Raw genomic sequence first — 20,573 nt, forward strand, 5'->3', positions numbered from 1 at the left:
CGTTGTTGCGCTTTAGCGCTAAAGCGCAACAACATACGGGAATGGGCCATTTTTGGGCGGGGAGTGCGACAATCGCACTATAATAATCTCTAGGTGTTTTCGCTGAATGCCATCCAAATACTGTCAGTATATAACTTACAAAGCCATGCCAACATCAACTCAGGTAAACGATATTTTGCAAGCCATATCTGACCTTAATTTTGAGGATCAATCTTTTATCGCTGAAATTCTTACCAAAAGGATGATTGAATTGAGAAGAAATCAAATTGCCTCAAGAAGCTCAGAAGCTGAGGATAATTATAGATTGGGTAATGTTCATACTGGTACTGTTGAAGATTTGATGATGTATTCAAGCAATGATTGAACTTATTAAGGAGTTGAGGTTTAAGATTGGTCTGAGGGTTTAGTTGAGTTTTGAGTTAGTTTTGTAATGTCTTTGCCTTCAAGAATAGTATTTTTAAGATTCGCCCCTTCAAGATTCGCCCCTTCAAGTTTCGCCCCTTCAAGTTTCGCCCCTTCAAGTTTCGCCCCTTCAAGATTCGCCCCTTCAAGTTTCGCCCCTTCAAGTTTCGCCCCTTCAAGTTTCGCCTCTACAAGATTCGCCCGTACAAGATTCGCCCCTCCAAGATTCGCCCCTCCAAGATTCGCCCCTCCAAGATTCGCCCCTCCAAGATTCGCCCCTCCAAGATTCGCCCGTACAAGATACGCCCCTCCAAGATACGCCCCTCCAAGATTCGCCTTATATAAATCTTTAAACATGAGAACACATTCTCGCAAATCCAAAAAACTAAGGCATTCTAAAACCAGTACACTTTCCCCATTCGTTCTCTGTCCTTGCAACCTAGAAATCCACGTACCAAAAGCATCAGGACTATACCATTTCATCTCTGAAATTTCCCGCGTTACTCTCGCACAAGCATTCAACACAACTAACAAAGCTTCTTCCGCATTCCGCGACTGTCGCATTTCTTCCTGAAAATTCGGTCTATTTTTCAAACCTTCCATTGGCATTCCATTCACCATCATAAATTCAATCAAACGGCACAATGTTTTCTGCCAATTAGCAACATCCACAGGATTCTGCAACCGCATTTCATCACAGATGAAATTAAACAGATATTCATCCAACGCCGACAGACCGCATAAACTAGCCCAATTTATTAAAGCTGTTCGTTCATCCCAACCTTTGCGATAATTTTTCTGGCGTTCCTCCAACTCTTCATGGATTTGTTGAACTCCTTGCACGATGCCTTTCGCTGTCAAATATTCACCGAAACTTTTATGAGTAAACTCAAAGGTTTTTTCGCTTTGTCGTAAATCTCCACTTTCCCGAAAATAAAACGCCGTTAGCAGACGGGTAATGCTAGCCTTTGAATTTTCTTGAAAGCTTTGTTGAAAGCGGTCTAAAATTTGCCGGACACCGTTATTATCGCAGTGGTTCTCAATCTCTTTTACAGTAGTTGTTCTACCATCACCATGCCAACAAGCTAAAGCAATCTCTTCCAGAATACCGATAAATTCTTCTTTCTCTATTCCTTCAATCAACCGATTTCCGTGTTTTTCATAAGCTCGTTCGTAAACTGCCTCTAGCAAATCCCCATATATTTGATTCAGGTTAGTATCTGCTGTGAATTGCAACTTACCCCGTTCAATACTGAGGGCTACCAGATAATTTAATAACGGTTGAGACGTAATATCTAGTAAATTTTTCTGGTCTAATTCTGGCGGTAACCCATTGTAACTTTTACCTTTGGCATTACCATAAAACTGCCACCAAAGCTGCCGTTGATCTTGTCCTAGTAAGTTTTGATTATCCGCATACTTATTATTATCGCTTTTTCTCTCTTCATCTGTCACAAAATATGGTAAAATATGCAGGATTTGATGCGCTGAGCGAAACTTACTGCGGTTCGCCTGCACCACCACTTCTCGTCCGCTAATCAACACCTGCAACCGAGTTTCGCGCTGATTAAATTGATTAACTTTAAACCTAACTTCATCAACAAACTGTTTAGCAACTTCCTCAGCAAATTTACCCTGCATTGATAGTTCATCCAAACCATCAAAAATAATCAGTAAACGCGATTCACCATTTTCTCTATCCAGGGGATTGTGACGCAGAAAATCATCAATCTGCACGAATTTCTCTACAGCTTCCACGAAATCATCAGAAAGCTGAAAAAGATGTAAGGGAATAAACAAAATCGGAATATCGCCTTTTTCTGCTATTTGTGCAGCAAACATTTTCGCGAAAGAAGACTTGCCGCTACCTGGCCCACCACTAATCAAACGGATGGCATCATCAGACTTAGCTGACTGCAACCAAGTTTCTAATTCGCTATTTAAATCAACCACAACGCGCTGGTATTTTTTACCATCAATATGGCCTAATTCTGCTTTCCGATTCGACTGGTTTTCAATCTCCCGCTCAAAATATGCTCGTAATGGAACATAAACTTGTTTCAAACTAAAAGATTCCAAAAACATTGGTTCATCTACGCGCTTTTGCAGCCATGCGCGATAACGCAACCAAGCTTGTTCTCGTTCGGTAGCTTGCGTGAATGGTGTATCGAGTTCTTCTTTCAGAACTGCATAATCTTGGGAACGATTTCGCCATTCTTCATTGAGGGCAAAAACAAAGTAAGCTGGTAGGCGATTACTAATGTTTTTTGCTTCAACTTTTTTATCGACAAATTCCTCTAACCACTTCGCAAATCCAGTCTTAGTTGCTTCCAAAATCGGCAAATTACCGGGGCGCTGAAAAAAGTCTCTGCCGATAACTAATTCGTTAGTTTCTAAACAGGAACTTAGCTGGTTGTACAAATCGTGAAGATTCTCTGGTTTTTCTAGTAGCAGTTCTTTATTGTCATCCAACAAATTTTTTATGGCATTAATTAAAGACCGCAAAATCACTAACCCGGCAATTTCTTCCGGTTTTCTCTCCAGTCCCAGGGATGTCAAAACTTCTAGGCCATTTTCGGCAAGGCTATCCCACTTCAGGAAAGTACCATTGATAGCAGCTTTACCTAAAGCCAAACATAGCTCTTTGGGTTGTACTTTAATATCTTTTTTAAATTTAGAAACGGGGTTTTTGGCTTTAATTCCAGGTTCGCCAGTCATAGAGCTTTTAATGGTGTCAAAAAAAATACCAGGTTGCATCTATTATATGTGGCTTAAGCTTTGGTCGGGTGCGTTAAAGCAGTGTAACGTACCGAAAATCTGGTTCTTCCCTTGTCAATTATGCTGATTTGGACACGGCATCATTAAAATTTTTATCTATACCGACATATTGATGATGCCGTGTCCCTACAAAAATGTTCAACATGAACAATAGACCTCTCCAAAAAAGAATGTAGAGACGTTGCATGCAACGTCTCTACAAGGGTTACAGGTAACGCACCTTTAATTTCTGGAGAGGTCTAATAGCATCATAATTCCGAAAGACCAGCGAATTTCGGCTTAGACTACCAATAATATAGCTACGGGCGTCGGGTCAGAAGGGTCTAGAATCAAGGGCTTCGGAGTTCGGCGAAGTCCGAACGGCTTGAGGAATTAAGAATGTCCTAACTGCCTTGGCGGTTGCTATATAGCAACCGCCAAGGCAGTTAGGGCAACTCCAACTCTTACCTCTGGTTCATAATCCCTTACGGAGTAAGCTTTTCCCTCTTCCCTCTTCCCTCTTCCCTAGCCCCTAGCCCCTAGCCCCTAGTCCCTAGCTATACCAGCGTCATACCCGATATATGAAGATTTGTAAAAATAGTTGACGAGTGTTTCAGAGGGTTATTTAATAGATACAGAGGGCAGAAGAGGTTTGCGGATAAGCAAGGGAAATTTCAACTACCTTCACAAACTGCAATTACATATACACGGAGAACCTGACATGACTAACACCAATTCGACTCAGACCAATAGCCGCTTTGGCCAAATGCTCAAAAAAACTTATATTCTGGGGATTTTGACTGCTACTACCCTGGGAGTGCTTCCCCTTGCGGCTCAAGCTACTCCTAAACCTTGCTGCCAAAGCAGTAGTGCTGGCGATAGCGCTGTCGTTCAGACGAGCAACCAACAAGCTAATGTCAAGGGTAAGGGTAATGCAGTTGTGCAAAATTCCAATCAGTCGGTTAACACTGCCAGTAACACCAGGGTTCGCCCAACCAGCAGCAACCAAAAGAGGCCGACTCACGCTCGTCGTACTGTTCGTCGCCCCGCTGCCGCTCCTTGCAAAACCATTAGCAATGTCAAATAACGATATTTAGTGAGGACTGGATGCGATCGCTATCTTTTCAGAGCTTTTCAGAGGATGGCGATCGCTCATTCGATCGAGGTATTATCTCAATATAGTCTTGACGCGACGCCATTCCCTCTGTTATGGTTTTGACATCAAGAAATATCGTTGAAATCAATATTTCGACCCAAATCATGTACATCGGCTCTTCCTACTTCTATTTTTGGCGTAAAGCGGTTCACCGGGAGTGATCCAATCTACGTATTGGAAACGAGCCGATGAACCGCAGAATAAAATCTGCGGTTTTTGTTTTTTAAGGACATCTCAAACACCATGACAGCATTTCTTTCCAGTTGGTTTTACGGATTTTACTTTTGGCCCAGAAGCAGTTTCGGGTAAGTAAATGTCGTGCCAACGCACAACCAACACCCGGAACTGTAAAAGGTTCCGGGTTTTTTTGTTAACCACACTTTTTTCTCAGGAGAAACTCAAATGTTACACGCTCAAACTGAACCTGACCAGCAAACAGTTATCCAAATTTCCGATAACCTGCAAATAGGCGGCAAAGACTTGGTAATTATCGGTGGGCCTTGTACAGTCGAAAGTATGTCCCAGATGGAACAAGTCGCCAGTCACCTCGCCGCCGCACCAGTGCAAGCATTACGCGTCGGCGTCTACAAACCTCGGACTTCCCCCTACGCTTTCCAAGGATTAGGAGTGGAAGGATTGGAGATTTTGGCAGAAGTTAGTCACCGCCACAATGTACCAGTAGTCACCGAAGTCATGGCAATTTCCCAAATCGAAACCGTAGCTGCCTATGCCGATATGCTACAAGTAGGCAGTCGCAATATGCAAAACTTCGATTTACTCAAAGCCTTGGGACAAGCAGGCAAACCAATCTTACTAAAACGCGGTTTAGCAGCAACTATAGAAGAATTCCTGATGGCAGCCGAATATATTTTAAGTCACGGAAATCCCGATGTGGTGATGTGCGAACGGGGTATCCGCAGTTTCGATAATTATACTCGCAACGTTTTAGATTTAGGTGCAGTCGCCGCACTCAAACAATTAACTCATTTGCCAGTAATTGTAGATCCTTCTCACGCAGTAGGCAAGCGGGAATTAGTCGCGCCTTTGGCAAAAGCGGCAATTGCTTGCGGTGCCGATGGACTAATTATCGAGTGTCATCCAGAACCGGAAAAGTCGGTTTCCGATGCTCGTCAAGCACTTTCTTTAGAAGATATGGTGCAATTAGTTCACAATTTAAGACCAGTGGCGGAAGCAGTAGGCAGGCGCATTCCTACAATCAAAAATCAACTTCAACTTCTGGCAGCGTAGCAAATGTAGACTCAGAAACCCGGTTTCTCCAAGAAACCGGGTTTCTTTTTGGACTTATCCTTCAATAACAAACTTTGACAATCTTTGCCATAACTAGCATAATTGAATTGACAACTCAAAATCAAGCTACCCTATGAACGTATCTTTGACACCCGAACTTGAACAATTTGTGCAAGAAAAGGTCAAAAGCGGCAGATACCTATCTGCAAGCGAAGTTGTCCGCGAAGCGCTGCGACTGCTGCAAGAAGAAGACCAAATTCGGCAATTGCGCCTTGAAAAACTACGAAAAGAAATTGTGATGGGAATTGAACAGCTTGACAGAGGTGAAGGAGTTGATGGGGAAAGAGTATTTGCAAGTCTGCGTGAAAAAATTCGTAAAGCTCGTGAGTCAGAAACATGAGTAACTATATCTTATCCCCTCTGGCAATTCAAGACTTAGATGAGATTTATGATTATATTGCCAGCAACAACTTGGATGCAGCAGAAAATTTTGTGGATAACGTTGAACAAAAATGTCAGACTTTAGCACAATTTCCCAACATGGGCAAAAGTTACGAAAATTTACTCCCTCAATTACGCGGTGTTCCCGTAAATAATTACGTCATTTTTTATCGCCAAGTTCAAAACGGGATTCAAGTTGTTCGCGTACTAAGTGGCTATCGGGACTTAGAGGCTGTTTTTTCAGCACAGGATAACGACGAGTAGTAAGTAGAATGGGCAATTGTGCGTTATGCTAGCGCTAATGCACCCTACAAAGTAACAAAGCTCAGGAGTAGACTTTTTAGGGAAGGTGGATTACTATAGAGGATGTCCCTTACGTCCCACATCTTGAAGTGGGTAGGAGGCAATGAATGATTGGCACTATTTCTTTCACCACGTTCCCGGTAATCTAGATAAAGGCACTTACCGCATTTTCGAGCCAGAGTGGAAAGCAGAGATTTTGCACTGGTTCAGTCGAGAAGATATCCCGAAAGAACAAAAAGAAGAGTTCGTTAAGGCTCTGGTAGATTTCGACGACGGATGCGGAAATTTTTATCGATATCGAGCTTTTTTCCTAGCTTCAGAGGCTTTAGCTTATTTCCCAGAATGCAGCTTGGGCGATGCAATTGTCAAACAGTTGCTAGATTGGAGTTATGTCTACTTCGGCTGGAAGAAATTTCCCTTGCGACTGCGAGATGCAGCAAAAGCGGCTCTGGAATTAACGGACAAACAACGGGTAATTGCTGCTTTTGTTCGCTTTCTCCATAATACTGAAACTCGGCTCGCTTTGCGATGGGCGGCTGAGAAATTGGGAAAACTCGATCGCGGTAACAAAAATGCGATCGCAGCCTTATTGCTACTATTGCAAGTAACTCAGGATTCATCCACGCAAATAAAGGCAATTTGCAGCTTGGGTGAAATTGCCTCTGGGAATGAATTTGCGATCGCTACTCTAGTTCACCTGATGCAGACGACGCTGGATAAGAACGTTTGTTACAGTGCGATCGAATCTTTGGGTAAAATAGGTTTTGGCAATCAAACCGCTATTTCTTCCCTCATCGAATTCTTGGAGATTAACCGAGGCGATAACATCTGTTTGGGTGCAGTTATAGCTTTGTGGCAAATCGATCCAGGTAATGCAGTTGCGATCGATACTTTAGTAGAGATAATCGAAACTACTAGAAATGGATCTCTACTTGGGAAGGCTGCTAAATACTTAGTCGAAAACGATCCTGGGAACCTAGCTGCGGTTGCTGCTTTAACCGAGAGAATTGAAAGTAGCCAGGATACATGGATACTTTTTGTATCTGCTTTTTACTTAGGCGAATTCAATCTAGGCACTAAATTCACCAACTCCGCTATAGCCCAAATCATTCAAACTATCGAGGATACCTGGACATCCTCTTATGTTTATGAAGTATTTGGGATTGGAGCTAAAATTAGCCCGCACAATAAAATTGCGATCGCCGCTTTTTTGCAGATACTGGAGACCAGCCAGGATGAATGTAAACGTTTGAGAGCAGCTGAATTATTGTTGGCAATTGACCCTAGCAACGAAATAGCAATCTCCTCTATTTGGCAGATATTTGAAACCACTCAGAATGAATGGATGCGTTTGATATGTGCTGAAAGATTGCTACAAATTGAACCGAACAACAAAACTGTAATTACCGCTCTCTTGCAGATGCCAGAAACCACTCAAGATGAATGGAGAAGTTTGAGAGTAGCTGAGATGATGGTAGAAATTGATGACCACCGTCAAAAAGGGCTTGATGCTTTAGTTCGACTAATTAAGACTACTCAAGATGGCGGAATCTTGCGGTATGTGACTGAAAGTGTAGAACGCCTTTACTCAAACAACAAAATTGCCAAACCTCTGCTCGATCGAGCTATCTTTAGCCTTGTTGAGTCATTTCAAACTTACAAAGATGATGATTACGAATCCTTGCTCTTGTGGATAAGCGATCGTTTAACACAAATCCTGCCAAGCGATTACTTATCTAAAATCGTCATCATCCTTAACCCCTATCTGGAAGAACAGGTTTACCAGAGCAGTTCTTATCGCTATGAAGCAGTGTTTAACCTCATCTGGCATTGTGCCGAAAACATGAATTATCCAGCTTTTTATAAAGCTTGGCACAATTAAGCTCAGAAACCCGGTTTCTCTGAGAAACCGGGTTTCTTTTGCCTAACCAGCGAGTGGCAGATCGGATCTGAATAATTTAAGAAAACTAGAAACCCGGTTTCTCTGAGAAACCGGGTTTCTTTTCCCTAACCTACGAGTTTATGCTTTCAATTTCGCCAGCACATTCGCCACATTTGCGCCAAGCTTCTCGATAGATTCTTGCTGTTTTGGATCTGTCAAAGCACCTTCAGGAGTGAAGACTTCATAAGCTTTGGGTATAGCTACTTGATCCGGCAGTACAATCACTCGAATATTACCCAGGATCGATCGCAGATGAACTAAACCGCGCAAACCTCCTAACCCTCCCGGTGAGGCGCTCATAATCGCTGCCACTTTGTCAGCAAAAGCAGCAAGCGGCGCTTCGCCTGGTGCTGGACGCGAAGCCCAATCTATGGCGTTCTTGAGAACGGCAGTAACTGAGCTATTGTACTCTGGAGAAGCGATCAGAAGTCCGTCGTGCTGTAACATTAAATCTTTGAACTTTCGCGCATTTTCAGGCATCCCTTCTGCTTTCTCCAAATCCTCATCAAGTAGGGGCATCGGGAAGTCGCGCAAATCTATGTATGTTACCTCCGCGCCTGCTGTGCGGGCTCCATTAGCAGCGATTTGTACCAATTTCTTGTTGTAGGAATCGGTACGGGTGCTACCAGCAAATGCGAGGATTTTGGGCGTATATGCCATGATCGATCGTCCGTTCTAGTGTTTACTTACCTTGTAGAGCATAATTCAATTTTAGATTTTAGATTTTAGATTTTAGATTTTTTTTATTAGTAGGCGCGGGGCATACGGTACAAACCCCTAATTTCAAATCTTTTCATCCAAAATCTAAAATTGCTCATCAACGCTTTTTACTAGGCGCTTGAATTGTCCGCTGAAGCTGTTGAACCAGTTGTGGATTCTGTTGCAATAACTGGATTAACTGTTGATTTTGTTGCGACATCTGTCGTACAAGCTGGGGATTTTGTTGTAATTGCTGTAACAGTTGGGGATTTTGTTCTACCAGCTGTTGCACTAACATCTGGACTAACTCTGGATTTTGGAGCAAAAGCTGTTGCGCTTGCTGTACTAACTGCGGATTTTGTTGGATAACCTGCTGAACCTGTTGTAGATCGACTTGTGCAAGTAAAGTGGAATTAGAGACTTTTACACTTTCGGCTCGGACAGTCCCATCAACAAGTTTTTGGACGCTGGGAAATACCCACATGGCTCCGGCTAAACTTGTAGTTACAGCTACCTGAATCAATCGTTTCATAGTTGGCATCACAAATCAATTGAATCCAGTCTACTCTTAAGCCAAATCAAACAACAAAACTTCTGCTGCTTTAGTTCCTTCTAGGGCTACACTGTTTTCATCGCCGATTGCCGCCCCATCTCCTGCTTTGAGAGGCAAGTCATTGAGCTTAATTTGCCCCCGTGCGACCTGCACCCAGACATTTCGCCCATTTTTGATTGGGTGAACAACTTTTTCTCCGGGTTCCAGCAAAGTGGCGTAGAGATCGACATCTTGATGGATGGTGACAGAACCATTGCGCCCATCTCTAGAAGCGACTAAGCGTAGATTACCGCGTTTTTCTTCATCCGTATACATTTTCTGCTCGTAACCGGGCTGCAACCCTCTTTTTTCGGGCAGAATCCAGATTTGCATAAAATGTACTGGGTCGCTTTTTGAATGGTTGTACTCGCTGTGTGCAATGCCAGTACCAGCGGTCATTCTTTGCACTTCGCCGGGACGGATCACCGCAGTGGTGCCCAGAGTATCTTTGTGTTCTAGCGCCCCATCCAGCACGTAGGAAATAATTTCCATATCTCTGTGAGGATGGGTCGGAAAACCCATTCCTGCTGCAACTCGATCTTGATTGATCACGCGCAGGTGCCGAAAGCCCATGTTATCTGGGTCGTAATAAGATGCAAATGAGAATGTGTGATAACTATCAAGCCAGCCGTGATTGGCGTGTCCGCGTTGTTCCGATCGCCTTACAGTAATCATTTTTTTTGTCCCGATCGTTTACTGTTGTTGCGCTATGTTTCTACTTTAAAACATATCAAGCTAAAATGACAGTATGCACTTTAAAGTAAGATACTATCCAAAAAGATACTATGCAAAGTATAGAAAGTCTCGATCGCATAAGTTGTTCGGTAGAAATCACTCTGAAGGTGATTGGCGGACGCTGGAAGGTGTTGATTTTGCGAGAACTGTTTTTGGGGGTAAAAAGGTTTGGGGAACTACACCGCGCCTTGCAGGGCATTACTCAGAAGATGTTGACTCAGCAGTTGAGGGAATTGGAGCAGGATGGAATAGTCGATCGCCACGTCTACTTGCAAGTCCCACCCAAAGTCGAATACTCTTTAACACCCTTGGGAGAAACGCTCAAACCAATTCTCGATTCAATGCACGAGTGGGGATTGAAATATTTGGAAGGGAGATAAAATAGCGGCACTAAGCTGAGGAGCATTTAAATCGAATAAAGAGACGGGGCTTATATGCCCATCCCACAAGAATCTCAGAAAAATTGACTGTAAAATTAGATGCGTAGCAGCTTATCTATCACCCTCGATCGGCAGGGTAGCTGGTAAACTCTGAAGTTTTAGCGGGACAGAGGTAGTCATTGTGGGGTGAAGGATAGCACCCTGTTTTGATTATATTTAGCAGTCGGCAAGGTTGAGAGAGCCGGAAATAGTAAAGCGTCAACGTTATTTTAATCCAGAGATCGCTGCCGTTCGGCGATGCGATCGTCGCTATTTAACTGAAGCAAGCTTACGGTTGTTCGTCCTTCTGGTGTCAACCCCACAATTCTAAATCCCTCCAGCATGAAATGCTCATTCCATTGCTGTGTTCGCGGGTTGAATAGAAAACTGAAGGCTCCTGTTTGCGGATCGAAAGAACCGAGATCCGTACCTTTGTAACGATTACATCGCCAGCAGGCAAATGCTAGATTATCCGCTTCAGTAGCACCGCCGTGCTTTAGTGCAATAGCGTGGTCAATTTCGTATGGGAAAAAAGCAACACCCGCAGGAAGCAAACAATACTCACACCTGTAATTGGCTCTTTCTTCTACAAGGCGGCGAAGTGCAGCAGAGATATAAGTCATGTTGAAGGTGAATTTGTCAGATACCGCAGACTACCAGCTTTGAGCATGATGACCAGATGTTCGATGCGATCGTACTCATCAAGTTCAAGACATTCTTGAGTAGTCAGTTCGCCAGCTTTACTGCGTTCCAGAAGAGTACGCAGACGTTCCTGCATTTCCGGTGTGGGGCCAAAAGCTGCGATTTGTTCGGGTGTGGGGTTGCTGGCAATAAAGTTGAGAATGTAACGGTAGATATGAGCTGGCAATGCTGGCTGTTGCAAGCTAAGGGCGAGTAGTTCGGGGAGGCGAGAACCCACCTGTGACAGTTGCTCAGATAGTTCTTCGGGTACTTCCAGGATGATTTGAGTCACGATACTAAACCTGATGAGGAGTCGTTCGCATTTATTCTAGCAGTGACGGTGGGTTCACCTTCTTCTGGTTGCTCAAATCACTAAAATCTGAGCCTGATGGTTACTCTGTTTTAAATGCTTTTTTATATCTAATTTCTGTTTTCCTATTTTAAATTTGGACATCCTAAATTTTTGGCTCTTTCGGAGTTGTGATCCTTTTGTTCATATAAAGAACATTTTTATTTCTTTTCTCCTCTGCCCCTGGAGCCCCTCTGCCATAGCATAGTAAACACGGAAGAGCCTATCTTTGCGGCTTCCCCAGCTTTCGTAAGGTTGAGGTAAGGAAACCCAAAGTAGATTGTGGCTTGGTTGGGTAACGCTCGCGCTCAACCCAACCTACAATTGTATCAACCATGAACCATGAACTCTAGAATTGAAAAAGGTAATCGCGGACGCGATCGCCCAGTCCCCAATCCCCAGTCCCCAACAGACGGCAACTACCCCTAGCTCATACGGTTCTCACGATTGCAAAGTAAAGCCTCAGAGAGATATTCTTATAGTAACAAAGTACACAAAAGTTTATATAAGCGTCAAACTAAAAGAAAGCGCTTATTGAACCGCTCGGCGAGGTAAAGCCCACCATGTTTGAATACTTTACAGACAAAGCAGTTAAAACAGTGATGTTAGCCCAGGAAGAAGCACGTCGCCTGGGACACAACCTCGTGGGAACCGAGCAAATCCTACTGGGGTTGATTGGAGAAGGAACTAGCATTGCAGCGAAAGTGCTGAGGGACTCTGGCGTCACCCTGGAACTGGCACGGAAAGAGGTAGAAAAGATTATCGGTCAGGGTTCTCGCTACGTTCCGGCTCAAATTCCGTTCACCCCGAAGGTTAAGCGCGTTTTTGAGCAATCTTTTGGCGAAGCTCGTGAATTTGGACATAATTACATTAGTCCCGAACACCTGTTGCTGGGATTAATCCGGGAAGAGACGGGTGTGGCGGCAAAGGTGCTGGAAAACTTAGGTGTTGACCTTGATAACGTCCGCACTGAGGTGATTGAGAAACTGGGAGAAGTGCCAGTACCTGCTGGTGGCAGTCAGGATAGAGAATTCGCTCGGCGTGGCGGTAAGACAAAGCTTTTGGATGAGTTTGCCATTAATCTTACCCAACTGGCAGCAGAAGGTAAACTCGATCCGGTTGTCGGTCGCGAGAAGGAAATCGAACGGGCTATTCAAATTCTAGGTCGCCGCACGAAGAATAACCCGGTGTTGATTGGGGAACCGGGAGTTGGTAAAACTGCGATCGCAGAAGGTTTGGCCCAGCGCATTGCCAATAAAACCATCCCTGACATCTTGCAAGACAAGCAGGTGTACAGTCTGGATCTGGGTTTGCTAATCGCAGGTACGCGGTTCCGAGGTGAGTTTGAAGAACGCCTCAAGGGAATTATTGATGAAATTCGTCAAAATGGGAACATCATCCTGGTAATTGACGAAGTTCACAACCTGATTGGCACGGGAGCAATTCAAGGTAGCATGGATGCTGCTAATATGCTGAAGCCTGCATTGGCCAGAGGCGAGTTGCAGTGTATGGGTATGACGACCCTGGATGAGTACCGCAAGCACATCGAACGAGATGCTGCTTTGGAACGTCGCTTCCAACCGATTATGATAGGCGAACCTAGCGTGGAAGAGACGATCGAGATTTTATCTGGTTTGCGCTCTGCTTATGAGCAACACCATAAGGTTAAAATCTCTGATGATGCTCTGGTAGCAGCTGCTAACCTCTCAGACCGCTATATTAGCGATCGGTTCTTGCCGGATAAGGCTATCGATCTGATCGATGAGGCAGGTTCCCGCGTTCATTTGAGGAATACTAATTCTTCTGCGACTAAAGAACTGAAACAGGAACGCAAGCAGATTACTAAGGACAAAGAGGAAGCGGTCAGGGTTCAGGATTTTGAGAAGGCGGGAGAATTGCGCGATCGCGAATTGGAGATTATCGCCAAATTGAATGCGATCGCCGACAACAAACAAACCGATAACGCCATCTTACCAGTTGTTGATGAAGAAGACATCGCCCAAATCGTCTCTTCCTGGACTGGCGTCCCCGTCAACAAAATCGCCGAATCCGAATCCGAATTGCTGCTGCACTTGGAAGACACCTTGCATAAGCGTCTGATCGGTCAAAATGAAGCCGTGATAGCAGTTTCCCGTGCGATTCGTCGCGCCAGAGTTGGGTTGAAGAATCCGAATCGTCCGATCGCCAGCTTTATTTTCTCAGGCCCTACCGGAGTTGGCAAGACCGAATTAGCGAAAGCCTTAGCTACTTATATGTTCGGTTCGGATGAAGCGATGATTCGCGTCGATATGTCCGAATACATGGAATCTCACACCGTCTCCAAACTCATCGGTTCCCCTCCCGGTTTTGTCGGTTACGATGAAGGCGGTCAACTAACAGAAGCAGTACGTCGTCGTCCCTACTCAGTTGTGCTATTCGACGAAATCGAAAAAGCGCACCCCGATGTCTTCAATACCCTGCTCCAACTATTAGATGACGGTCGCCTAACAGATGCCAAAGGTCGCACAGTGGACTTCAAGAACACACTGATAATTATGACCTCGAACATCGGTTCTAAAGCGATCGAAAAAGGTGGCACCGGCATTGGTTTCGAGTTCTCGGAAAATCTCACCGAGTCAAATTACAACCGTGTTCGTTCTCTGGTGAATGACGAACTAAAGCAATATTTTCGTCCTGAATTTCTGAATCGCCTTGATGAAATTATCGTCTTCCGTCAGTTGACGAAGGATGAAATTAAGGATATTTCTGACATCATGTTGCGCGAAGTTTCCATTCGCTTATTTGAGCAAGGAATTACGCTGAAAGTTACCGAAAATTTCAAGGAACGTTTGGCGAAAGAAGGCTACAATCCTGCTTACGGTGCGAGAGAACTTCGTCGGGTAATTATGCGGCTCTTGGAAGATAGCTTAGCCGAAGCAATGCTATCACGTCGTATCCAAAATGGAGACACTGCCATTATTGATATTGGCGATGATGGTGAGGTGTTGGTACGGCAGGATGAACAGCGAGAATTGCTACTTCAAACTGTTGGCTAGAATGTAGTATCTTTCTCCCCTGGTATAGCTACCAGGGGATTTTTTATATTGAGTGAATTTCCTGTGAAAATTGTTCAAGAGGTATCGCTGATTACTGGACTCTAGACTATCGCCCTGGAGAGGCGAGGATTGGAAATGGGTAAAAATTAGGACGAAAGCGGGGTTAAGAATCAAACAATTAGGGGAGGGAATGGGCGAATGTTAGCCCATTCCCTCCCTATAAATGTAAGTAAAAGAATGGAGTATGTTAGTACAAGTATACTAATGCACTACTACAACCTTAACGGCTAAACTCTGCTGCTGGTAAATCAGCAAACGCTTCCCCAACAGTTACATAAGGCTGAAGTCCGAAAAGTTCTGGTTCAAAACTATGAGTAGGCATCGGTAAATTAATCCTTCCAATATCTTTTCGGCAACCGACAAAAAATAATCGACGCCGTAACTGGGGAGTGCCAAAATCAGCGGCAAGAAGTATACCCACAGAAACGTTATAGCCCAAATTATTCATATTTTCCAAAATCTGCTGGTAGAGAATGCCACCTTGAATTCCTTTAAAGTTAGATACATTTTCCATCACAAAAAACTGAGGTTTCAAACATTCCACAAAACGCAAAAAATCAAAAATCATTCCCCCTCGGCTATCTTGGAAGCCTTTTTGCTTACCAGCTTGACTAAAAGATTGACAGGGTGGCCCACCGAAAACAATGTCAGGTGCATCTATTTCGCCTGAAGCCTCTTGCCATAAACTTAAAGGATTTTTAATAGTGGTAATATCTTGTTCGATAACGCAGATACTATCCCTAAAAAAGCCGCGCAATGTAGCACAAGCATCTGACCAAAAATCGAGAGCTATCCGAGTATTTATTCTACCTGTATGTTTGGCTGCAATATCCATTCCTCCCGCGCCACTAAATAAACTGAAGGCTTTGAGAGGACGATTCTCAAGTCCAAGGGAATTGGCTTGTTTAGCTACCTCTTCAAATACAGCTTTGGCAAGCGCTACAGGTACAGCATTACCTACCTGAAGCTGCGTACTCGTTAGCGTTCCTTCAAATTTTAAAGATTCGGGAAAACCCTGCAAACGCGCAGCCTCTCGCACGGTAATAAATCGGTTTTCATAAGGGTGAACGAATTTATTGAAAATGTACCCCGTAACAGTCAAAGATGGTTTATGGGGATCGAGTCGAATCATTCTGAGGTTTGGCCCACCTTGTCGGTTGGGGTCGTGCTTGACATAAAATCTAAAGCTATCGTGCCAAAGTTCTTCTGGCAAATCCTGCATTTTTTGCCCTATTTTTAGAGCGTCAATGCGTCTTTGCACGTCATACCCAACGCGCCGAGCAACATGATTTGTTACAAATTTAACCTGGTTGTCAGAACTGGAAATTGCGCTCAATCCATTCATCTCGCACATAACTATGGGTGAAGGTAATTATACCATCAAAAAGATTGTATAGATCTTTTTCCGGCGGCAAATCACCGGCTCTCTTAGCTTTTCCTGTTTCATCTATCGTCCACACAATATCTTGAAGTTCAAGCAGGTATTCATCATAGTGACGAACAGCGTGGATGTTGGACATCAGAGCCGTTTTTACAGTTATTGTACTTTCTTTTGGCTTTCCGGTGGCAGCAATCTTTAATACTTGATAAATGCCCTTCTTAATATCATCTGTTCGGTCCATACCAACACTAGATTTAGCATCAGAAACAGATTCATAGCCCTTTTCAGTTTTCCTAACAGGCCAATTCAAAGGTCTAGGAATGGGTTGTCCGCAAGCGTTTGTTAGCCAGTAAACAGGTTCTGGTAAAGTCCCCCTACCTCTTGCATTCTTGTTATATGCGGAATAAGCAACAACCCATGATTTAAAATAACGATTAAACAATCGATCATCAGCAAATATCGTGGCAATTTTCTCATAAGCCCAAGTGGAAGAAATACTGCTTCCTTTTATTCCTAAAGAAATAAGCTCATTATGCCAACCTTCGTCTTGTAGCTCAGGAAGAAGAATATGCAAGTTAGATGATGTCAGAAATGTATTGTCTGTGGCAGAGTGGGAACAAGGAACTGGTTCGCCATCGTCGCCAAGTTGGGTTTGTACCTCGATGGGAAGTGCTAGCGCCAGTGTGATGAGGGGCGCAGCTTTCACTTCTGCAAGTAAAACTACGCTTTCCGTTTCATCATAAATTATTACGTCAACAGGCTCAACTCCACTATATATTTTTAGAGAGCGGGAATTAATTTTAAACAATTGCTTTAAAAATACACAAAGCAAACGGCTCGTTGTTTTTCCAATAGTTCCAGATGGCGGTTTATTGGCTTGATGGAAGTTAAAATTTCCTTGTATAACGCATCTAGGGCAGGTATTGGTGTACGGGTATACTAAAAGAGGATAATCATCTACTGGACAATAAAGCCATCCTTTATTAGTTAATTTAGTGTAGTATTCAGCAGCAACAATAAGTTCAAAAGCGGCTGCAAGCGAAAGACCAGGAGAAGTAGAAGTTTGTCTGGCATTTTCAAGAGCCTGTTCCACAAGAATTTCTGTTAATACTTCTTCGTGGGGGTATACCTCTAAAGGCTTGACTCTTCCTAGAAGGTTGACTACCCAATCGAGATTAACTGCATCTGAGGTGTTGTTTTCACTGGTATTCAATGGATAGCGCCCTGTCATACTCTTTATATGCTAAATTTTACACCCGATGAGCGATCGCACGCATCTGGAGTGATTTTGGCAACACAAGAACAATGTTATCTACAGCCTTAGTCCGATCGCATTTATCTTTTCGGTTTTTTTTCAGTTTTCTGGTATTTGCTTGACACCAGGACGCCCTTGTTGTAGTAAGTTGATGAAAACTTTAATAATTGCTAAAAAAATAGCCCCGTCGATGCGGGGCTTTTATTATAAGTTCCAGGGTAATCCATCTAACCTTCTCACTCCAACAGTATTAACACCTCTATCTAAAGAGAGAAATAAATAAAAAATTTAGCTGCGATGCTCCTGGGGAGGCGCGATCGCACTTTAGATTCGAGGACTACCAACTCTGAGGGAAAGAGGCCAAGAAATGAGCTTAGTTTCTGGGAGAGAACCCCAAGCGGCGGCGATGCGATCGCATAATTTTGTAATCTGCTCAATACCATGTTGAGCGATAAATCGCTGAGTAGCTGACCAAGTACCCAAATAACCAATTATTTCTTCTGCATTCCACTCAGAGGTCATAGAAAAAGGTGGTGATGTTAACTCGACAAAAGGAAAAGGAATAGTTTGATACTGTTCCTCTACCAACTGTCTTTCAGGAGGCCAAAACGGCTCAACTGCTTGATAGTATGCTTGTAGCGCTTGATTGAGTTGTTCGTTAGCAGAGGGAATAGTAAAAAAACCGTAGCACCAAACAGCAATTATCCCATTAGGTTTGAGAACGCGCCGCACTTCTTGATAAAATTCTGCCAAGTTGAACCAGTGGAGAGCTTGAGCCACAGTAATCAGATCGATCGAACTATCAGGAATTTCAGTGCGATCGGCTGTTGTGGCCCAGTAACGAATGCGATCGTGCCCAAAAGCTTGAGCAATTTGCTTTTCACTGGCATCAGTCCCATAAATTTGCTCAAAGTAGGCAGTCAGACTCACAGCAACTTGACCATTGCCTGTCCCGCAATCCCAAGCCAGTTCGTGCGCCGATGTTGTTGCTGCTAAGTACTCAAACAGTGCCTCTGGATACCGGGGACGATACTTAGCATACTCGCTTGCGTGCGAAGAGAAGTGATCTGAAAAGTTCATGAGCAATTGCTATCCTAAAAGTCTTTTAGAAATTGAAACCTGTGCGGATAACTCCTACATACTGAGTGTCGTTATTGCTGTCATTTTCAGGATTGAAAATTACCCAGAAGCCAGGAGTAATAGAGATATTATCATTGACTTGGAAGCGGTAGAAAGCTTCAACGTGATATGACGTATCCTCTTCTTCGCGAACATCGCTGCTGGTAACTCGCGGCGGTAAACCGACCAAAATACCAGATAGGTTGCCTTTACCCCCCATATCTGGGAAAGTTAAGCCGATCGCACCGTACAAAATATTTGCATTGCTACCCTTATCTACTAAGCTCGAAAATTCTCCACCCCTGCCATCAGGAATCGTACTTAAATCAGTACTTTCCGCATTAGCACTGGTATAAACTCCCCAACCGTGAATTTGAAAATGTGGGGAAACCCGATAGAAACCCTGGATACCTATAGAATTGCTAGATGTTGCTATATTATCCCCAAAAGGCCGCCCAGCGAGAAAACTGCCAGAACCTCCTGTTAGCTCAACTTGTTCTTTTGGCCCATAAGAGCGGGAATAAGCTACGCCGATCGCACCTCTATTACCATAATAGGCAAGCTGAGCCAAAGCATTATAAGAACCGTTGAACAAACCATTCCCATCTAGCGGACTGGCAGGACTACCTGCCAAATATCCTAAAGTCAAAATCACGTTTTTCTTGATATTCCAATTGATAGCACCGCCTCCACCTCCGCGCCGATACAAAGGATTATATTCGCCAAACAGAGAAGGAATTCCTCGTGCATCATCTGCTATCCCTGGGGGAGTGAGAGTGTCAGTAATATCGGTGTAACCAATCCCAGTTGTGCCTAGTGTAATTAAGATAGCTTTGCTAACTGGAAAGCGATATAACAAGTGAGCCAATTTTACATCATTTTCGGTGTTTGTATCAAAGGTAAGCCGAGTCATATTCGTGCCAGTCACATCCGCAATCGAACCAAAATTACCGAACTCTAAACGGGTTCTCAAAAAGTCTTTACCAGAAAAACTGCTTTCAAAATTGAGACGAGTGCGATAAGCAAATATGGTGTTTGAATCGTCCGAATTTCCACCCACACGATTGCCAAATGTATCTGTCACCGCCCAGATCACCTCTCCATTCAGCTTGGTGATAGTGGAAAACTGATTTGCTTCCAATCTGGCAGTACGTGCTTCTAATGTATCGACTCTGACCCGCAAACTAGCAAGTTCTGTTGCAAATTCTTGTTGCAGCCGTTGTATGGAGGTTAACTCTTCCTGCCTGACAGAATCGCCTGTTCCCGATGCAATTAATTCCTGAATCCGGTTTAAGCAAGCATTTAATCCAGCCGCAAATTCATAGCGCGTAATTGCTCGATTACCTCGGTAAGTTCTATCTGGATAACCTTCAAGACAACCATAGCGTTCAACTAGAGATTGGAGAGCTTGAAATGCCCAATCTGTAGGTTGCACATCCGACAGTTGGGAAACCGAATTTACTTGCGCCATCGAATCAGATAAAAGTGCTATTGAAGTAGAAGCCGAGGGCGAAAAATGCCTGTTGCCGATCGACTGATTTGACGTAATTTCTGTTGGCATCTCTTCTGTTGCAATGGCACTATTGGTGAGTAGCAAAGCAGCACCCCAAACACCTAAACCGAGTCCTAGCGCATTCACGAAAATTTTTAACATAAATTCTCCTTACACCGGATCGACGATCGCAAGGCAACCAACAGCAACGACTCCCGCTGCAACATTTGGCGCGGTTGATTGAAGCGTTTTGGGTCTTTGAGCAAGTTGTAGTTTACTTTTTTTTGCTTCAACCCACAGCGCTTTTTAAATTAATTATTTGCCTAATCTTACTGAATTTGGGCCGGATTTAGTTAAAAAATTGACAATTTGTAAAATTATTATATTTCAAGGCTTAAAAACAAAACCAGTAATTTTCAGCGTAATTAATAAAATAGAGCATCCCTCTTAAGGCTGTTTTTTAAGAAAAATATATTAAAAATTATTAAGTTTTCATCTTCAGCCTTG

19 protein-coding genes are annotated in these 20,573 nt (G+C 43.6%); 8 read left to right on the top strand and 11 right to left on the bottom strand.

Going from position 1 to position 20,573, the window contains the following annotated elements:
* Positions 1–145 precede the first annotated feature (145 nt).
* Entirely contained in the window at positions 146–364 is a 219-nt protein-coding gene (locus tag LAY57_RS18105) for a hypothetical protein (RefSeq protein ID WP_249068204.1), read from the top strand.
* Between the two features lie 20 nt (positions 365–384).
* On the opposite strand, the gene LAY57_RS18110 is transcribed toward LAY57_RS18105, so the two are convergent.
* A complete protein-coding gene (locus LAY57_RS18110; RefSeq protein ID WP_249068206.1) occupies positions 385–3,159 on the bottom strand; it encodes a pentapeptide repeat-containing protein in 2,775 nt (924 codons plus the stop codon).
* A 721-nt stretch (positions 3,160–3,880) separates the two neighbouring features.
* Between LAY57_RS18110 and LAY57_RS18115 the strand changes: the two genes are divergently transcribed.
* Entirely contained in the window at positions 3,881–4,246 is a 366-nt protein-coding gene (locus LAY57_RS18115; protein WP_249068208.1) for a hypothetical protein, read from the top strand.
* 37 nt (positions 4,247–4,283) lie between these two features.
* Here LAY57_RS18115 and LAY57_RS18120 read toward each other — a convergent pair whose 3' ends face one another.
* A complete protein-coding gene (locus LAY57_RS18120; protein ID WP_249068209.1) occupies positions 4,284–4,427 on the bottom strand; it encodes a hypothetical protein in 144 nt (47 codons plus the stop codon).
* A 290-nt stretch (positions 4,428–4,717) separates the two neighbouring features.
* On the opposite strand from LAY57_RS18120, the gene aroF reads away from it, so the two are divergent.
* The 4 genes from aroF (at position 4,718) to LAY57_RS18140 (ending at position 8,189) form a co-directional block, all read left to right on the top strand.
* Positions 4,718–5,563 carry a 3-deoxy-7-phosphoheptulonate synthase gene (gene aroF, locus LAY57_RS18125; protein ID WP_249068211.1) on the top strand — a complete coding sequence of 282 codons (846 nt, stop codon included), beginning with the start codon at positions 4,718–4,720 and terminating at the stop codon, positions 5,561–5,563.
* Positions 5,564–5,696: 133 nt separating this feature from the next.
* The gene (locus LAY57_RS18130; RefSeq protein ID WP_249068212.1) at positions 5,697–5,963 is read left to right on the top strand and encodes a type II toxin-antitoxin system ParD family antitoxin; all 267 of its coding nucleotides are present in this window, start codon (positions 5,697–5,699) and stop codon (positions 5,961–5,963) included.
* Positions 5,960–6,268 (top strand): type II toxin-antitoxin system RelE/ParE family toxin, encoded by a 309-nt coding sequence (locus tag LAY57_RS18135; RefSeq protein WP_249068213.1) that lies wholly within the window; start codon positions 5,960–5,962, stop codon positions 6,266–6,268. Before LAY57_RS18130 ends, LAY57_RS18135 begins: the two co-directional genes overlap by 4 nt.
* Positions 6,269–6,410: 142 nt before the next feature.
* Complete coding sequence (locus LAY57_RS18140; RefSeq protein WP_249068216.1) at positions 6,411–8,189, top strand: HEAT repeat domain-containing protein; 1,779 nt, start codon at positions 6,411–6,413, stop codon at positions 8,187–8,189.
* 138 nt (positions 8,190–8,327) lie between these two features.
* On the opposite strand, the gene LAY57_RS18145 is transcribed toward LAY57_RS18140, so the two are convergent.
* From LAY57_RS18145 to LAY57_RS18155, 3 genes are all read right to left on the bottom strand, one after another.
* Entirely contained in the window at positions 8,328–8,909 is a 582-nt protein-coding gene (locus tag LAY57_RS18145; RefSeq protein WP_249068217.1) for an NADPH-dependent FMN reductase, read from the bottom strand.
* A gap of 157 nt (positions 8,910–9,066) precedes the next feature.
* Positions 9,067–9,480, bottom strand: a complete 414-nt coding sequence (locus tag LAY57_RS18150; RefSeq protein WP_249068218.1) for a hypothetical protein — start codon at positions 9,478–9,480, stop codon at positions 9,067–9,069.
* A 36-nt stretch (positions 9,481–9,516) separates the two neighbouring features.
* On the bottom strand, positions 9,517–10,215 hold the full coding sequence (locus LAY57_RS18155) for a pirin family protein (RefSeq protein WP_249068220.1): 699 nt from the start codon (positions 10,213–10,215) through the stop codon (positions 9,517–9,519).
* Positions 10,216–10,325: 110 nt separating this feature from the next.
* Here LAY57_RS18155 and LAY57_RS18160 point away from each other — a divergent pair, with 110 nt between their 5' ends.
* A complete protein-coding gene (locus tag LAY57_RS18160) occupies positions 10,326–10,655 on the top strand; it encodes a winged helix-turn-helix transcriptional regulator (protein ID WP_275994141.1) in 330 nt (109 codons plus the stop codon).
* A 269-nt stretch (positions 10,656–10,924) separates the two neighbouring features.
* Here the strand turns inward: LAY57_RS18160 and LAY57_RS18165 are convergent, their stop codons facing one another.
* Both LAY57_RS18165 and LAY57_RS18170 read right to left on the bottom strand, forming a co-directional pair.
* Positions 10,925–11,317, bottom strand: a complete 393-nt coding sequence (locus LAY57_RS18165; protein WP_249068221.1) for an HNH endonuclease — start codon at positions 11,315–11,317, stop codon at positions 10,925–10,927.
* Positions 11,314–11,667 carry a hypothetical protein gene (locus LAY57_RS18170; protein WP_249068223.1) on the bottom strand — a complete coding sequence of 118 codons (354 nt, stop codon included), beginning with the start codon at positions 11,665–11,667 and terminating at the stop codon, positions 11,314–11,316. The genes LAY57_RS18165 and LAY57_RS18170 overlap by 4 nt, the downstream gene beginning before the upstream one ends.
* Positions 11,668–12,287: 620 nt before the next feature.
* On the opposite strand from LAY57_RS18170, the gene LAY57_RS18175 reads away from it, so the two are divergent.
* Positions 12,288–14,759: an ATP-dependent Clp protease ATP-binding subunit gene (locus LAY57_RS18175; protein WP_249068224.1), complete on the top strand. Its 2,472-nt coding sequence runs from the start codon at positions 12,288–12,290 to the stop codon at positions 14,757–14,759.
* Between the two features lie 280 nt (positions 14,760–15,039).
* Here LAY57_RS18175 and LAY57_RS18180 read toward each other — a convergent pair whose 3' ends face one another.
* From LAY57_RS18180 to LAY57_RS18195, 4 genes are all read right to left on the bottom strand, one after another.
* Positions 15,040–16,164, bottom strand: coding sequence for a DNA cytosine methyltransferase (locus LAY57_RS18180; RefSeq protein ID WP_249068225.1), 1,125 nt, complete (start codon positions 16,162–16,164; stop codon positions 15,040–15,042).
* A complete protein-coding gene (locus tag LAY57_RS18185; protein ID WP_249068226.1) occupies positions 16,133–17,431 on the bottom strand; it encodes a hypothetical protein in 1,299 nt (432 codons plus the stop codon). The genes LAY57_RS18180 and LAY57_RS18185 overlap by 32 nt, the downstream gene beginning before the upstream one ends.
* A 348-nt stretch (positions 17,432–17,779) precedes the next feature.
* Positions 17,780–18,535, bottom strand: a complete 756-nt coding sequence (locus LAY57_RS18190) for a class I SAM-dependent methyltransferase (protein ID WP_249068228.1) — start codon at positions 18,533–18,535, stop codon at positions 17,780–17,782.
* 25 nt (positions 18,536–18,560) lie between these two features.
* Complete coding sequence (locus tag LAY57_RS18195) at positions 18,561–20,228, bottom strand: iron uptake porin (RefSeq protein ID WP_249068229.1); 1,668 nt, start codon at positions 20,226–20,228, stop codon at positions 18,561–18,563.
* Positions 20,229–20,573 lie beyond the last annotated feature (345 nt).

The sequence above is a fragment of the Argonema antarcticum A004/B2 genome, from assembly GCF_023333585.1.
Taxonomy (GTDB): domain Bacteria; phylum Cyanobacteriota; class Cyanobacteriia; order Cyanobacteriales; family Aerosakkonemataceae; genus Argonema; species Argonema antarcticum.

Excerpts from the sequence above, each read along its gene's own strand:
- LAY57_RS18115 (WP_249068208.1), top strand. The coding sequence starts at position 3,881 with ATGACTAACACCAATTCGACTCAGACCAATAGCCGCTTTGGCCAAATG.
- LAY57_RS18145 (WP_249068217.1), bottom strand. The coding sequence starts at position 8,909 with ATGGCATATACGCCCAAAATCCTCGCATTTGCTGGTAGCACCCGTACC.
- LAY57_RS18110 (WP_249068206.1), bottom strand. The coding sequence starts at position 3,159 with ATGCAACCTGGTATTTTTTTTGACACCATTAAAAGCTCTATGACTGGC.
- LAY57_RS18150 (WP_249068218.1), bottom strand. The coding sequence starts at position 9,480 with ATGAAACGATTGATTCAGGTAGCTGTAACTACAAGTTTAGCCGGAGCC.
- LAY57_RS18180 (WP_249068225.1), bottom strand. The coding sequence starts at position 16,164 with ATGAATGGATTGAGCGCAATTTCCAGTTCTGACAACCAGGTTAAATTT.
- LAY57_RS18195 (WP_249068229.1), bottom strand. The coding sequence starts at position 20,228 with ATGTTAAAAATTTTCGTGAATGCGCTAGGACTCGGTTTAGGTGTTTGG.
- LAY57_RS18135 (WP_249068213.1), top strand. The coding sequence starts at position 5,960 with ATGAGTAACTATATCTTATCCCCTCTGGCAATTCAAGACTTAGATGAG.
- LAY57_RS18105 (WP_249068204.1), top strand. The coding sequence starts at position 146 with ATGCCAACATCAACTCAGGTAAACGATATTTTGCAAGCCATATCTGAC.
- LAY57_RS18165 (WP_249068221.1), bottom strand. The coding sequence starts at position 11,317 with ATGACTTATATCTCTGCTGCACTTCGCCGCCTTGTAGAAGAAAGAGCC.
- LAY57_RS18130 (WP_249068212.1), top strand. The coding sequence starts at position 5,697 with ATGAACGTATCTTTGACACCCGAACTTGAACAATTTGTGCAAGAAAAG.
- LAY57_RS18140 (WP_249068216.1), top strand. The coding sequence starts at position 6,411 with ATGAATGATTGGCACTATTTCTTTCACCACGTTCCCGGTAATCTAGAT.
- LAY57_RS18185 (WP_249068226.1), bottom strand. The coding sequence starts at position 17,431 with ATGACAGGGCGCTATCCATTGAATACCAGTGAAAACAACACCTCAGAT.
- LAY57_RS18190 (WP_249068228.1), bottom strand. The coding sequence starts at position 18,535 with ATGAACTTTTCAGATCACTTCTCTTCGCACGCAAGCGAGTATGCTAAG.
- LAY57_RS18175 (WP_249068224.1), top strand. The coding sequence starts at position 12,288 with ATGTTTGAATACTTTACAGACAAAGCAGTTAAAACAGTGATGTTAGCC.
- LAY57_RS18120 (WP_249068209.1), bottom strand. The coding sequence starts at position 4,427 with ATGTACATGATTTGGGTCGAAATATTGATTTCAACGATATTTCTTGAT.
- LAY57_RS18155 (WP_249068220.1), bottom strand. The coding sequence starts at position 10,215 with ATGATTACTGTAAGGCGATCGGAACAACGCGGACACGCCAATCACGGC.
- aroF (WP_249068211.1), top strand. The coding sequence starts at position 4,718 with ATGTTACACGCTCAAACTGAACCTGACCAGCAAACAGTTATCCAAATT.
- LAY57_RS18160 (WP_275994141.1), top strand. The coding sequence starts at position 10,326 with ATGCAAAGTATAGAAAGTCTCGATCGCATAAGTTGTTCGGTAGAAATC.